This is a genomic window from Amycolatopsis sp. A1MSW2902 (genome assembly GCF_017312175.1).
Lineage (GTDB): Bacteria > Actinomycetota > Actinomycetes > Mycobacteriales > Pseudonocardiaceae > Amycolatopsis > Amycolatopsis nivea.
Window position 1 is genome coordinate 7,754,228 of the sequence record NZ_QJPO01000001.1, and the last position, 13,586, is coordinate 7,767,813.

A 13,586-nucleotide genomic window follows, 5' to 3' on the forward strand; every position below is an offset into this window, starting at 1 on the left:
CCCGGACGCGGTCGGCAGTCCGGGGCCTGTCGGGCGTCGGCTCATCGGGTGCGCACGCGGGGCCCGAAACCCGCGTTTCAGCCTTCTGACCTGCGGGTTATCGGGATGGGTGCGCCGGCCAACGCCCAGGTCAAAACGGTATTCGTGACACCGGGAAACCTCTCCGGACGGCTGCGATGAAGTCTGCGGCGAAGCCTAGCGGGTAGGACCGTTCGGCCGATCCCAGCCCCTGCCGCGGTTGCGGACAGCGACGGCCCGCCGCCCGGTTCAGCGAGCGCCCGCCGGATTCGGGTCGTCGCCGAGGTAAGTGCCGTAGCCCTCGACGACGAGCGGACCGTCGAAGACCAGGACCTCGTTGACCAGTCCGCCCTTCTGGTTGCGGTAGTTGATGACGAGCGCGCCGAGCCCGACGTAGACGCCGACGACCTCGAAGCGGAGATCGGGAATCCGGCGGAGCCCTTCGGCCCAGTACGCGCGCAGCGCCGCTTTGCCGCGGATCACGCCGTCGCCGCCGATCACCTGGACCGCGACCGGGGACCGGAAGGTCACGTCGTCGGCGAAGTGGGTCATCAGGGCGTCGAGATCGTGGGCGTTCCAAGCCTTTGCCCAGTGGTCGGCGAACTCTTGCGCGGCGCTGTGGTCCATGAACGAAGTCTGCCAGCGTCCGAGGGGTGGGACGGCGCGCCGTCAGCGGATTCCCTGGCGCGTCAGATCGGCCGCGATCCCGTCCAGGACACCGGAAAGCCCGGACGCGAACAGTTCGTCCAGGTCCCACGGCTCGGCCATCGACCGCATCGCGCTGCCGAGCCGCGGGTAGTCGGCGAAGCTCGGGTTGTGCGCCGGTGCGCCGCGGCGTTCGGCCTCAACGTCGCTGACGTAGGTGAGCGCCACGCCTTGCACATACGAGGCGAACAGGAACATGTACCGGAACGCGTCGGCGGGGTCGAGATCGAGACCGTCGAAGGAGGCGAACGCGTGCTCGCTGCCCGCGGAAAGGGCGGGGCTGTCGTGGGTTCGGGTCGTCACCAGCACTTTCGCCAGGATCCACGGGTGCCGGTGGTAGAGGTCCCAGTCGAGAAAGGCGGCGCGCTCGAGCCCGTCGCGCCAGTCGCGCGGCGGGGTTTCCGGCAGCGGGACCTCGGTGAGCGCCGCCTCGACCATCAACGCCACCAGGTCGTCTTTGGACGCGACATGTCGGTAAAGCGCCATGGTTCCGGCGCCGAGTTCGGCGGCCACCCGGCGCATCGACAACGCTTCGAGCCCCTCGGCGTCCGCGACCGCGATCCCCGCTCGGACGATCCGGTCGACGGTCAGGTGGCCGCGGTCTTCCTCGGACTCCGCCTTGCGCGCCCGGTACGCCTTCGCCTGGCAGGCCCTTGAGCAGTACTGCCGCGGACGGCCCCGGTCCGGAGCGGCGAGCGGCTTTCCGCAGGACCCGCACTTCACTCGAGACACCTCTTTTCGTCACACGTCGACCGAGCGTGCGGAAAGTCTAGCCCGTCGGTCAGCTGCGCGGTAAAGGTGCTGGATAAAAGACTTTGAAGCGCGGCTTCGAGCATGCGTACTTTGTACGCATGCTCGAAGAAACCTCCCCCGCGAAAGCCGGTCCACGGGAATGGGCCGGACTGGCCGTCCTGCTGCTGCCGTGCGTGCTGGCGTCGATGGGCATGTCAGTGATGTTCGTGGCCATGCCGTCGCTGACCGCCGATCTGGAGCCGAGCGGTTCGCAGCTGCTCTGGATCATGGACTCGTACGGCTTCCTGCTGGCCGGCCTGCTCATCACGATGGGCACCCTCGGCGACCGGATCGGCCGTCGCCGGTTGCTGCTCGCCGGAGCGGCAGCGTTCGGCGGCGCGTCGATCCTCGCCGCCTTCGCCGCCACGCCGACCACGCTCATCGTCGCCCGGATGCTGCTCGGCATCGCCGGTGCGACGCTCGCGCCGTCCACACTCGCGTTGATCCGCGGCATGTTCCACGACGCCCGGCAGCGCGCGACCGCCGTCGGACTGTGGACGGCAGGGTTCGCGGGCGGCGCCGTGCTGGGGCCGATCATCGGCGGCCTGCTGCTCCAGCACTTCCACTGGGGTTCGGTGTTCCTGATCAACGTGCCGGTGATGGTTCTCCTGCTGACGCTCGGTCCGCTGTTGCTGCCGGAACACCGCGCCCCCGCGACGGGCCGGTTCGACCTGCTCGGCGCGGTGCTGTCGATCGTCTCCGTGCTCGGAATCGTCTACGGCGTCAAGCAAATCGCCGCGCACGGCTTCGACTGGCTGTCGATCGCGAGCTGCGTCGCCGGTCTCGCCGTAGGCGTGGCTTTCGTACGCCGCCAGCGCACCGCTGCGCGTCCGCTGATCGATCTCGCGCTGGTGCGGTCGCGTGCGTTCGCGGTGCCGTTGCTGATCGACCTGCTGGCGACGTTCGCGCTCGTTGGGTTCAACCTGTTCACCTGGCAGTACCTCCAGGTCGTGCGGGGCATGAGCCCGCTGGAGTCGGCGCTGTGGTCGCTGCCGACCTTCGCCGTGATGCCGGTCGGGATCGGGGCGGCCGCCACCTTGGCCGGCCGGATCGGCAAACCGCGGGTGATGACGATCGGCCTGCTCGTCGCCGCGGCGGGGTTCGTTCTGCTGACGCTGCCGCCGCCCGGAATCGGGTACTTCATCGCGGCGCTCACGGTGGTGTCGCTCGGCATCGCCGGAGTCGCGGCGGTGGTGACGGACGTGATCCTGTCCGCTGCGCCCCCGGAGCGAGCCGGGATGGCGTCGGCGATGGCGGAGACGTCAGCGGAGTTCGGCGGCGCGATGGGAATCGCCCTGCTGGGCAGCATCGGCGCGGCCGTCTACCGCGCGGCGATGCCGTCCGATTCCGGGAAAACCTTGGAGTCCGCGGCAAAGCTCCCGCCGGGCGACGCACTGCGCGAGGCGGCTTTCGCGGCCTTCAGCACGGAAACCCGAGTGGCGGCGGCGGTGTGCGCGGCGCTGACCGCCGGCGCGGCTTTGGTGATCGCTCGCACCCGCTGAACGACGAAGGTCCCGTCCGCACTGCGGACGGGACCTTCGTGGTGTTGCAGCGGAGGATACAGGATTCGAACCTGCGAGGGCGTGAACCCAACACGCTTTCCAAGCGTGCGCCTTAGGCCGCTCGGCCAATCCTCCGTGGGGAAGAATACCGGATGGCCCTCCGGCCTTCCGCAGGTGGTCCGACCTGCGGCGACGGACTCAGGCCGGGACGACGTCGGCGACCACGATGGTGATGTTGTCCGGGCCGCCGCCCTCGTTGGCCAGTGCGATGAGGCGGGGGACGATTTCCTCGGGCGTGCCGGCGGAGAGGACGTCCTGGATGGCCGGTTCGCTGGCGCCCGCGGTGAGGCCGTCGGAGCAGAGGAGGTAGCGGTCGCCTGCTTGCGGAGTGAACTCCCAGACGTCCGGTTCGGCCGAGCCGGTGCTCAGGAGCGCCTTCATCAGCATCGAGCCGCGCGGGTGGTGGTCGGCGTCGGCGGCGCTGATGGTGCCGTCTTCGACCAGGGCCTGTGCCAGGGTGTGGTCGCGTGTGATGCGCTGCAGTTCGCCGTCGCGCAGGAGGTAGCCGCGGGAGTCGCCGACGTGCGCCGCGGCGAAGTGGGTGCCGTCGAACAGCAGCGTGGTCAGCGTGGTGCCCATGCCGTGCGTCGCGGGGGTTTCCTCGGCCACCTGCGCGAGCTGCTCGGCGACCCGGCGGACGCCGTCGGAGAGCAGGTTCGACAGGTTGTGCGCGGTGAGGTCGAGCGTGCGCAGCTCCGCGTCCAGCGAGGCCAGCACGCTGACCGCGGTCGAGCTGGCCACCTCGCCGTGCGGCTGGCCGCCGATCCCGTCGGCCACCACGAGCATCCGCCCGCTGGCGTAGACGGAGTCCTCGTTGTTGGTGCGTCGTCGCCCTTGGTCCGAGCCTGCGGAGTAGCGCAGGATGAACCGGGTCTGCTCGGTGGCCATGCCCCCATAAAACCATTGGTTGACTGAGTTAACAAGCAAAACGATGGAAACCGCTGTCGTCGGCTATCGTGCTCCCCATGGCAGACGACGCGGCGGTGAGTGCGGCCGACATCGCGCGCCTGGCGGGCGTGCGCCGGGCGGCGGTGAGCAACTGGCGGCGGCGCCATGACGATTTTCCCAAACCGGTGGGCGGCACGGCGTCCAGCCCGTTGTTTTCGCTTCCGGAGGTGCAGGCGTGGCTGCGCGGGCGCGGTCGTCCGTTCGAGCTGGCGCCGATCGACGAAGCTTGGCAACGGCTGCGTGCGCTCGGCGACGACCTCGACCTGGGCGCGCGGTTGGCGGCGGTCGGCGAGTACCTCGCGGACGACGCTGAGGGGCCGGACGATCCGGGGTTGCTGGCGTTGATCTCGCAGCTCGCCGCGAGCGAAGGCGCGGCGGAGACGTTCGAGCAGCTCTGCGACCGTTTCTTCGAAGCGCACGCCCGCCGGCTCTCCACGACGCCGACCGCGTACGCCGACCTGATGGTGCGGCTGACCGGCGCGAAGGGGGCCACGGTGCTCGACCCGGCGTGCGGGTTCGGATCGCTGTTGCTGGCCGCCGCGGCGACCCGGGCGCGAGGGCAGGACGTCGACCCGGACACCGCGCGGATCGCGGGCATCCGGCTGCGGCTGCACGGCGCGGACGCCGAGGTGCACGCCTCGGACCCGTTGCGCGCGGACGCTTTCGCGGACCGGCTGGCTGACGTCGTGCTGTGCGATCCGCCGTTCAACGAGCGCGGCTGGGGGCATGAGGAACTCGTCGGCGACGCGCGCTGGGAGTACGGGTTGCCGCCGCGGGGCGAGTCGGAGCTGGCGTGGGTGCAGCATTGCCTCGCGCACGTCAAACCCGGTGGCGCGGTCGCGGTGCTGATGCCGGGAGCGGCGGCCGGGCGGCGGAGCGGGAAACGCATCCGGGCCAACCTGCTTCGGGCGGGCGCGTTGCGCGCGGTGTGCACGCTCGCGCCGGGCACCGATCTCTGGCTGCTCACGCGCCCGGAGCCGGAGCAGCGCGCGCCGGCGACGGTGCTGATCGCCGACACCACCGCGGACGACGTCGAGCAGGTGTGGCAGGACTTCCTGGCCGATCCAGACACCGGCGAACGCATCATCGACGTGCTCGACGACGACGTCGACCTGAGTCCGTCCGGCCGTCCCGGTGAGAGTGATTCGGGGGAGGCTTTCATTGCCGCGCAACGGGTTTTCGGGCAGATCGGGATCGAGTTGCCCAAGCTGGAACCGGCGTCCAGCGAAACGGCGCACACGACCGTCGGCGAGCTGGTGAAGGCGGGCGCCCTGCGGATCACGCACGCGCCGCCGCGTACCGCTGACGGCGACGAACCCGTGCTGACCACCGACGACGTCCTCATCGGCGGCCCGCCGACCGGGCACGCCGCGCCGGATCCGGCGGCGGTGCTCGCTCACGAGGGCGACGTGGTCGCGTCGGTCACCGGCGCGGTGATCGTCCACAGTGGAGCGCCGGTGCGGCTCGGGCCCGCGCTTTCCCGTTATCGCGTGGATCCGGAGCGGCTCGACGCGCAGTTCCTCGCCGGATGCCTGCGTGCCGCGGACTTCCCGGTGCATAGCGCGTCGACCCGGATCGACGCGCGGCGGCTGAAGGTGCCGCGGCATCCGCTCGAAACGCAGCGTGCGTACGGCGTCGCTTTCCGCGCGCTCGCGGACTTCGACCGGGCACTGCGGCAAACCGCGGAAATCGGCCGCGACCTGGTGCGGCTAGGCTTTGCCGCACTCGCCGAAGGACGGCTGAAGCCCGGTGGCGGGTGAGCGCTGTGAGGGGGCCCATGCTGATCGCGGACCGCTACGAGGTCGACGATCTGCCGCTCGGGCGGGGCGGCATGGGTTCAGTGCACCGCGGGCTCGACCGGCGGCTCGGCAGGCAGGTCGCGATCAAGCTGCTTCGGCTTCCTGGCGGCGACGAAGAGCTGGAGGAACGCTTCGCCCGCGAAGCGCGGATCCTCGCGACGCTCGACCATCCCGGCGCGCCCACGCTCTACGACTTCGGCGCTCATGACGACCGGTTGTTCCAGGTCATGCAGTTCGTCGAAGGCGTGACGCTGGACGATCTGCTCGCCGAACACGGTCCGCTGCCGGTGTCCTGGGCGGCGGCGATCGCGGCGCAAGCGGCCGCGGTCCTGGCGGCGGCGCACGCTCGCGCGGTCTGTCACCGTGACCTCAAGCCGGCCAACCTGATGCTCTGCCCGGACGGCAGTGTGAAGGTGATGGACTTCGGGCTCGCTGTGTTGCGCGAAGCCGACACTGCTCGCTTCACACGCGCGGGGCAGCTGTTGGGGACGCCGTCGTACATGGCCCCGGAGCAGATCCAGCGTGGGCACGCGGAGCCGCGAAGCGACCTGTACGCGCTCGGCTGCGTACTGCACGAGATGCTCACCGGCCGTCCGGTCTTCACCGGGCCGACGGCGTACGCGGTCTTCGACAAGCAGGTGAAGGAACCAGCGCCGGTCGTGCCCGGTGTGCCTCGGGAGTTGAATACGCTTCTCGCTGCGACGCTCGCGAAGGATCCTTCGGTGCGGCCGTCTGGGGCGGAGGTGCTGTACGCGCATCTTGTGCCTTTCGCGCGGGACTTGCCGCCGTTGCCGGGATTCCTGCATCCGGTGACGGTGTTGAGTCCTTCGCGGATGTACGCGCGCATGGTGGGGCTTAGCGGCGAGCGCTGATGCTTGTCGGCGTCTGCTCCGAGAGCGGCAGACCGCGCTTCTGAATGCGGTAGTAGGTGAAGGCGTTCTGTACGCCGATGCTGACGCCGATCGTGAGCATGATCGTCGAGGACGTCACAGTGTTGCTGACGCCGAGCGCGGCTCCGATGAACGAGAAGGCAACGCGTACGCCGATGGTGGCGAACCACAGCACCAGAGTGAGCGGAGTGCCCTTCACGAACGTCGTGCCTTCGCGCGCACTGAGGACCGAAGTGGAGCTTCGCAGGACGCCGAGCAGTCCGAGGACCACGACGTCGCCAGCCAGCAGCGCGTACTCCGTCGCGGTCGCGCTTTGCAACGCGGTGGCGGCGGAGAACACGCCGATCGCGGTCAGGATGAACGGCAGCGTCAGCAGACGCTTGTGGCTGAGAAGCGTGCCGCGCCACTGCCGGTAGACGACCCGGTACAGGACGAGTGCTGCGATCGCGGCGTAGAGAACGATGGTGAGCGGGCCGAGGTTCATGCTTCCAGCCTCGCCGGAATCGATGCGGGTTTCGTCGGCGTACGGGCTGGGGCCAGGTGGATCCGCGGCTCAACCCCGGGGTGGAGAAGCCGGATCGTGACCATTGCCGAGCAACCACGAAGGGGTGATGGTCGTCTATTCGGGTGATACGGGTCCTGCCGAATGCGACCCGACCGAACGCGGGGGTACCGGATCGTGAAGAGGGTTCTGGTGGGGATGGCGGCGCTGGCCGCGGCTTTCGGGCTCGTGGCGTGCTCCGGCAGCACGGCCGGATCGGCTGCCGGCGGCGGCGCGGTGCCCGCGGCGGCGAGCGTGCCCGTCTCGTCCTCCAGTGCGCCGACCAGCAGTTCTGCCCCGGCGACCAGCAGCAGCCCGGCGAGCACCAGTGCGAAGCCGACGCCGAAGCCCGCTCCCAAGCCGAAGGCCGACCCAGAGCCGAGCACCGCCGACGTCCCGTGCGCCGCGGCCGCCGCCGCTTCGGGCACCAGCGCCTGCGTGGACATTTCCGCGCACCGCGCCTGGCTGCTGCAGGACGGCAAGGTGATCTACGGCCCCGTCTCGATGCTGCCCGGACGCAAGGGGCACGCGACCCCGACCGGCACGTTCCACGTGCTGTCGAAGGAAAAGCTGCACCTGAGCAAGCAGTTCGACAACGCGCCGATGCCGAACTCGGTCTTCTTCTACCCGGGCGACGCGTTCCACACCGGCAGCCTGAAGGTGTACTCGCACGGCTGCATCCACCTGTCGGCGACGTCGTCGCTGCGGTTCTTCAACACCCTGCACATTGGCGACGTGGTCCAGGTCGTGCCCTGACCGACCGCGTCACGGTCGAATAAATATCACCCGATAGAGGCAACTTCGTCCCCCTTCTGAGCGATTACCGGTCGCTGAGAAAGGGGTCCCGAATGGCCTGGCGCAAGCTCCGTTCCCTGGTGGTGGCCGCATTAGCGGTCGTCGCTGTCCCCACCGCGGTCACCGCCGTCGCCCCGGCGGCAGCAGCCGATACCCCGGCGCTGCCGCCGGGGTTCGTTTTGCGGGACCTGCCCACCGGGCTCGGGCAGTACGAGTTCACCGACTTCGCCTGGCTGCCTGATGACAGCGTGCTGGCGCTCGGCAAGTCCGGCGTCGTCAACTGGGTCCCGGCCGCGGGCAGCGGCGCGCCGAAGCGGATCGCGACCTTCCCGGTCGAGACGCAGGGCGACATGGGCCTCACGAGCATCGCGCTCGCGCCGGACTACGCCAGCTCGCACCAGGTTTACCTGAACCGCTCGGTCTCGCTCGGCAACGGCCAGTACACGATGCGCGCCGCGAAGTTCACCGTGCAGCTCGACGGCGCGGGACATCCGTCCGGGCTGACCGGCGAGAAGGTGATTTTCGACCTGCCCGGCAGTCCGTACTACATCCACGGCCTCGACACGGTTTACCCCGCGCCGGACGGCACGCTCTGGTACTCCGTCGGAGACAACGGCGACGCGGGCAAGACCAACCCGGTCGCCTTCGTCGCGCAAGACCTCGATTCGCCGTTCGGCAAGATCCTGCACCTCACCGCGGACGGCAAGGGCGTACCGAGCAATCCGTACTACAACGCGGCCGCGCCGGATTCCGCTCGCAGCAAGGTGTTCGCGAGCGGATTCCGCAACCCGTTCCGGTTCAGTCTCGACCCGAAGAGCGGGCTGCCGGTGGTCGGCGATGTCGGCTGGTACACGTGGGAAGAGGTGGACGTGGTGCAGCCGGGCGCGAATCTCGCCTGGCCTTGCTACGAGGGGAACCACCCGACGCCGGGCTATTCGGCTGACGCGCGTTGTGCCGTGGCGGTGAACACGCCGCCGTTGTGGGACTACCAGCACGGGACCGGTCCGGCGCAGGGCAACAGTGTCACCGGCGGGATTGTGTATGGCGGCACGACTTATCCGGCCGCTTACCAGGGTGCGTACTTCTTCGGGGACTACGCGGGGCAGAAGATCTGGACGCTGCGGTACGACGCGCAGGGCAAGCTCACCCAGGCGCCCACGAGTCCCGCGCCGTTCCAGAATGTCGGCGGGGTCACCCGGATTTCCGCTGCGCCCAACGGGGACATCGTCTTCACAGACCTCAACTCCGGCGTACTGCGGCGGTTGAGCTACTCGACGAACAACGCTCCGCCGGTGGCGAAGGCTACTTCCTCGACGGATCCGGATACCCGCACGGTTTCCTTTGCCGCCAACGATTCGACTGACGCTGACGGCGATCCGCTCACCTACTCTTGGGACTTCGGCGACGGCAGCACCGGCACCGGGGTCCAGGCCAGCCATCAGTACGGGGACGGCGCTTCGTTCACCGCGACGTTGACGGTTTCGGATCCGCTCGGCGGCGTCGGGACCGCGAAGATCACTGTCGCCCCGGGCAATCATTCGCCGGTGCTGAATTTGTCCGCGCCGGACAAGACTTTTGCGGTGGGTGAGCAGGTTTCGTTGTCCGCCAAGGCGACTGACGCGGAGGATGGCGAGCTTCCCGTCACGTGGACGTCGTTGATTCGGCACTGTCCGGATCTCGGCGCCTGCCACGTGCATCCCAATGACGGTGCGACGGGGCCGACGTTGACGGTTCCGTTTACCGATCACACGGATTCTCGGATGGAATTCACCGCGACAGTCACGGACAGCGCCGGGGTGCAGGCGAGCAAGACGTATGTCGCTTACCCGCGCCAGCATCGGTTGACGTTGGTGGGCACGCAGCCGGCCGCGTTGAGCATCCCGAGCGAGGGTGGCGTCAGCAGTGCGATGGTCACTGAGGGTGCGACCTTTGACGTGACTGCTGCGTTGGTTGGCACCGATGGGGTTTCCAAGTTCACCGGTTGGCAGGGCGGTCCGGCTGCCTCTTCGTGGTCGATCACTGTCGGCGCTGGTGATATGACACTGACCGCCAACTACCTGACGGCGATCGATCAGCGGTATGCGGCTGAGCCGGAGTTGCGGAGCTCGATCGGCGCGCCAACGGGTCCCGAGGTCGTTGACGGGCCGGTGCGGTATCGGCCGTATGCGAATGGGCGGTTGTACTGGTCCGCGGCTACCGGGGTGCATGAGATCGGTGGGGAGATCCTGGCCCGCTATCTCGCGATCGGCGGGCATCAGGTGTACGGACCGCCGACGACCGACGAGACCCGGACCGCGGACGGGGTGGGCCGGTACAACCATTTGATCGGCACGCCGGGAAGCCAGGCCGCGGCTATTTTCTGGACCCCGTCTACCGGGGCGCATTCGGTCCAGGGGCAGATTCTGGTCAAGTGGGCCGCTCTCGGCTGGGAACGCGGGGTGGGGTATCCGACCACCGACGAGTCCGGGACTCCCGACGGGGTCGGGCGGTACAACCACTTCACCAGTGGCTCGATTTATTGGACGCCTACCGGTGGCGCGCATCAGATCGGCGGGGCGATTCGGGACAAGTGGGCTTCGTTGGGCTGGGAGCGGGGGCTTGGCTACCCGACTACGGATGAGTCCGCGACGCCGGACGGAGTGGGGCGGTACAACCACTTCACGGTGGGTGGGTCGATCTACTGGACGCCGTCTACTGGTGCGCACCAGATTGGCGGGGCGATTCGGGACAAGTGGGCTTCGCTGGGTTGGGAGCGCGGTCTTGGTTACCCGACTACGGATGAGTCTGCGACGCCGGACCGGGTCGGGCGGTACAACCACTTCACGGTGGGCGGGTCGATCTACTGGACGCCGTCCACTGGTGCGCACCAGATCGGCGGCGCTATCCGGGACAAGTGGGCTGCTCTCGGCTGGGAGCGAGGGCTCGGTTATCCGACTACCGATGAAACCGGTACGCCTAACGGGATCGCGCGCTACAACCACTTCAACGGCGGCGGGTCGATCTACTGGAGCCCGCGTACCGGGGCGCACATGGTGCAAGGGGAGATTCGCAAGCGGTGGGCCGCGCTGGGCTGGGAGTGGGGATATTTGGGGTTGCCTACCTCGGATGAGCATCCGATCAGCGGCGGCGCTCGAAGCGATTTCCAGGGCGGTTATGTGATTTACCGGTATGGAGTAACCACGAATTACCGGTGGTGAGTCGGCTCGGAGCTGCCGTCGGTGTCCTCGCCGGCGGTAGCTCCGCACCGGAGTTTCTTGTTACTGTGTCCGCAGGTCGTGACTGGCGTGTGAAGATGGATCACCATCGGGGAGCGACCTCGTCCACGTGACGTCGTGCCGTACGCCTGGGCTCTTGTGGGATCGAGATCCGGGAGACACGGCGATGGTTCAAGCTCTGGCTTTTTCGGAAGCATCCTGGCACCGGCCGCGGCTGGTGGGAATCGTGAACGTCAGCGCGGACTCGTTCTCCGACGGCGGCAGATTCCTAGCCCCGGCGAACGCGCTCGCGCATGCCCGCCGATTGCTGGCGGCGGGCGCGGACGTCGTCGAACTCGGTCCAGCGGCCAGTCATCCGGGCGCCGAGCCGGTGACCGCCGACGAGGAAATCCGGCGGCTGGACGTGGTCCTGGACCACCTGGTCGCCGACGGCGTCCCGGTGTCGGTCGACTCGTTCCAGCCGCGGACCCACCTGTTCGCCGCTTCTCGCGGTGCCGCGTTTCTCAACGACATCCAGGGATTTCCGGACCCTGAACGCTATGCGGAGCTGGCCGGTACCGGATGCCGCCTCGTCGTCATGCACTCGGTGCAGCGGCGGGGTCCCGCTACCAAAGTACGCACCGACCCGCAAGCGGTGCTGACGGCGCTGGAGCAGTTCTTCGACCAGCGGCTGACCGCGCTCGAAGCGGCTGGCATCGACCGCGAACGGCTGATCATCGATCCCGGGCTCGGATACTTTCTCGGTGCCACGCCGGAACCGTCGCTGGCTGTCCTGGCGGCACTCCGCGCGATCCGGACCAGATTCGGTGTCCCGATCATGGTCTCGCCGTCCCGGAAGTCGTTCCTGCGCGCGATCACCGGACGCGAGCTGTCGGAGATCGGTCCGGCCAGCCTCGCCGCGGAGCTTTATGCCGCCAGCCACAGCGTCGATTTCATCCGGACTCACGACGTCGCAGCACTTCGGGACGCGCTCACCGTCCTCACCGCGTTGGACCAGTACGCAGGAGCCAGCCGATGACGCGCCTCGACACTGCTCGGATCCGGGCCGCTCGCCGGCGGATCGATCCTGCTTTCCTCGACTCTCCGCTGTTCCGTTGCGAAGCGCTGGAACGCGACCTCGGCTGCGCGGTGAGCATCAAGCTCGAAACGGCGAACCCAGTCCGCAGCTTCAAGGCGCGCGGCACCGAAGTCGTCGCCAGCGCACTCGCCGACAACGATGCTTCCGCTGTCGTGTGCGCGAGCGCGGGAAACCTCGGCCAAGCCCTCGCCTGGTCCGGCCGCGGCCGAGGACTCGACGTGACCGTGGTGGCCTCCCGCTTCGCACCGGCCGCCAAGCTCGAGCGCATCCGTGCGCTGGACGCCCGGCTGGAACTGGTGGACGGCGACATCGAGACGGCACGCGAACGAGCAGCGGCCATCGCACGGCACGACGGCATCCGGCTGGTCGAAGACAGCCTGGACCTCGAGACCTGCGAAGGCGCGGCAACCATCGGCCTGGAACTGGTGGACACCCTGCCCGCATTCGATGCCGTACTGATCGCTTTGGGCGGCGGGGCACTGGCCACCGGCGTGGGGCACGTGCTCAAGGAGCGCGCGCCCGAAGTCGAGGTGATCTGCGTCCAGCCACTGGGCGCACCGGCGATGACGCGCTCCTGGCACCAGCAGCGCGTCGTCTCAACCGACTCGACCGACACCATCGCCGACGGCGTCGCGGGCCGCTTTCCTATCCCAGCGGTGCTGAATGACCTCCTTCTTGTCGCCGACGACGCCGTCCTGGTTCAGGAGGCGTCGATCATCGCCGGCATGCGGATGCTGTTCGAGCGCGCCGGACTCGTCGTCGAACCCTCAGCCGCGCTCGGCGTGGCCGCGATCCTCGAAAACCGCGACCGCTTCGCTGGACGGCACGTGGTCACGATCGTCTGCGGGAGCAACGTCGATGAAGCCGCTTACCGCCGTTGGATCGGGGCGGCTCCTGAGCACAGGTCTTGATGGTTTTCCGGAGACGGTTTCCGCGGCGGCGAAGGGATTCTGCGACGGCATAGTGGCATGTGAAAGACCCGTTGCGGCAGGTTTCTTTGCCGCACAACCTAATCCGCAGCAGCTCGACAACCTAAGCCGAGGCCGCCGTGACGCAGAACTCGCTCCCCTCCGGATCCGTCATCGCCACATGGTGCCCCTCGAATTCCGCCAGAATCTCCCGCCCGCCGACACCAGGCGTTCAGCCTCGGCTTTGATCCAGGACCGCCAGCCGGGGCCTGGTCCCCTTGTGGCGGCGGAGGTTCGTCGACATAGCCGAGTGCCGTTTTCGAGAAACCCGCGAG

At 68.6% G+C, this 13,586-nt stretch carries 11 protein-coding genes, 1 tRNA gene and 1 riboswitch; of the genes, 7 read left to right on the forward strand and 5 right to left on the reverse strand.

What is annotated here, in order from left to right:
- Positions 1 to 267: 267 nt before the first annotated feature.
- The gene (locus tag DMP23_RS36200; RefSeq protein ID WP_337823726.1) at positions 268 to 645 is read right to left on the reverse strand and encodes a YybH family protein; all 378 of its coding nucleotides are present in this window, start codon (positions 643 to 645) and stop codon (positions 268 to 270) included.
- Positions 646 to 687: 42 nt separating this feature from the next.
- Positions 688 to 1,446 carry a TetR/AcrR family transcriptional regulator gene (locus DMP23_RS36205; protein ID WP_205669819.1) on the reverse strand — a complete coding sequence of 253 codons (759 nt, stop codon included), beginning with the start codon at positions 1,444 to 1,446 and terminating at the stop codon, positions 688 to 690.
- A gap of 128 nt (positions 1,447 to 1,574) precedes the next feature.
- Between DMP23_RS36205 and DMP23_RS36210 the strand changes: the two genes are divergently transcribed.
- Positions 1,575 to 3,017, forward strand: coding sequence for an MFS transporter (locus DMP23_RS36210; RefSeq protein WP_337823727.1), 1,443 nt, complete (start codon positions 1,575 to 1,577; stop codon positions 3,015 to 3,017).
- Between the two features lie 50 nt (positions 3,018 to 3,067).
- On the opposite strand, the gene DMP23_RS36215 is transcribed toward DMP23_RS36210, so the two are convergent.
- Both DMP23_RS36215 and DMP23_RS36220 read right to left on the reverse strand, forming a co-directional pair.
- Positions 3,068 to 3,152 (reverse strand) — tRNA-Ser (locus DMP23_RS36215).
- 63 nt (positions 3,153 to 3,215) lie between these two features.
- A complete protein-coding gene (locus tag DMP23_RS36220) occupies positions 3,216 to 3,965 on the reverse strand; it encodes a PP2C family protein-serine/threonine phosphatase (RefSeq protein ID WP_337823728.1) in 750 nt (249 codons plus the stop codon).
- 77 nt (positions 3,966 to 4,042) lie between these two features.
- Here DMP23_RS36220 and DMP23_RS36225 point away from each other — a divergent pair, with 77 nt between their 5' ends.
- Both DMP23_RS36225 and DMP23_RS36230 read left to right on the forward strand, forming a co-directional pair.
- Positions 4,043 to 5,785, forward strand: coding sequence for an HsdM family class I SAM-dependent methyltransferase (locus DMP23_RS36225; RefSeq protein WP_337823729.1), 1,743 nt, complete (start codon positions 4,043 to 4,045; stop codon positions 5,783 to 5,785).
- A gap of 17 nt (positions 5,786 to 5,802) precedes the next feature.
- Entirely contained in the window at positions 5,803 to 6,696 is an 894-nt protein-coding gene (locus DMP23_RS36230; RefSeq protein WP_337823730.1) for a serine/threonine-protein kinase, read from the forward strand.
- Here the strand turns inward: DMP23_RS36230 and DMP23_RS36235 are convergent.
- On the reverse strand, positions 6,680 to 7,198 hold the full coding sequence (locus DMP23_RS36235; RefSeq protein ID WP_337823731.1) for a hypothetical protein: 519 nt from the start codon (positions 7,196 to 7,198) through the stop codon (positions 6,680 to 6,682). The two genes, DMP23_RS36230 and DMP23_RS36235, sit on opposite strands and share 17 nt — an antisense overlap.
- A gap of 195 nt (positions 7,199 to 7,393) precedes the next feature.
- Here DMP23_RS36235 and DMP23_RS36240 point away from each other — a divergent pair, with 195 nt between their 5' ends.
- From DMP23_RS36240 to DMP23_RS36255, 4 genes are all read left to right on the forward strand, one after another.
- Positions 7,394 to 8,011: a L,D-transpeptidase gene (locus DMP23_RS36240; RefSeq protein ID WP_337823732.1), complete on the forward strand. Its 618-nt coding sequence runs from the start codon at positions 7,394 to 7,396 to the stop codon at positions 8,009 to 8,011.
- Positions 8,012 to 8,103: 92 nt separating this feature from the next.
- Positions 8,104 to 11,247 carry a PQQ-dependent sugar dehydrogenase gene (locus DMP23_RS36245; RefSeq protein ID WP_337823733.1) on the forward strand — a complete coding sequence of 1,048 codons (3,144 nt, stop codon included), beginning with the start codon at positions 8,104 to 8,106 and terminating at the stop codon, positions 11,245 to 11,247.
- Between the two features lie 68 nt (positions 11,248 to 11,315).
- A riboswitch (ZMP/ZTP riboswitch) is annotated at positions 11,316 to 11,406 on the forward strand.
- Between the two features lie 25 nt (positions 11,407 to 11,431).
- On the forward strand, positions 11,432 to 12,283 hold the full coding sequence (gene folP, locus DMP23_RS36250; protein WP_337823734.1) for a dihydropteroate synthase: 852 nt from the start codon (positions 11,432 to 11,434) through the stop codon (positions 12,281 to 12,283).
- Positions 12,280 to 13,254, forward strand: a complete 975-nt coding sequence (locus DMP23_RS36255) for a threonine ammonia-lyase (protein ID WP_337823735.1) — start codon at positions 12,280 to 12,282, stop codon at positions 13,252 to 13,254. Before folP ends, DMP23_RS36255 begins: the two co-directional genes overlap by 4 nt.
- Positions 13,255 to 13,586: the final 332 nt, after the last annotated feature.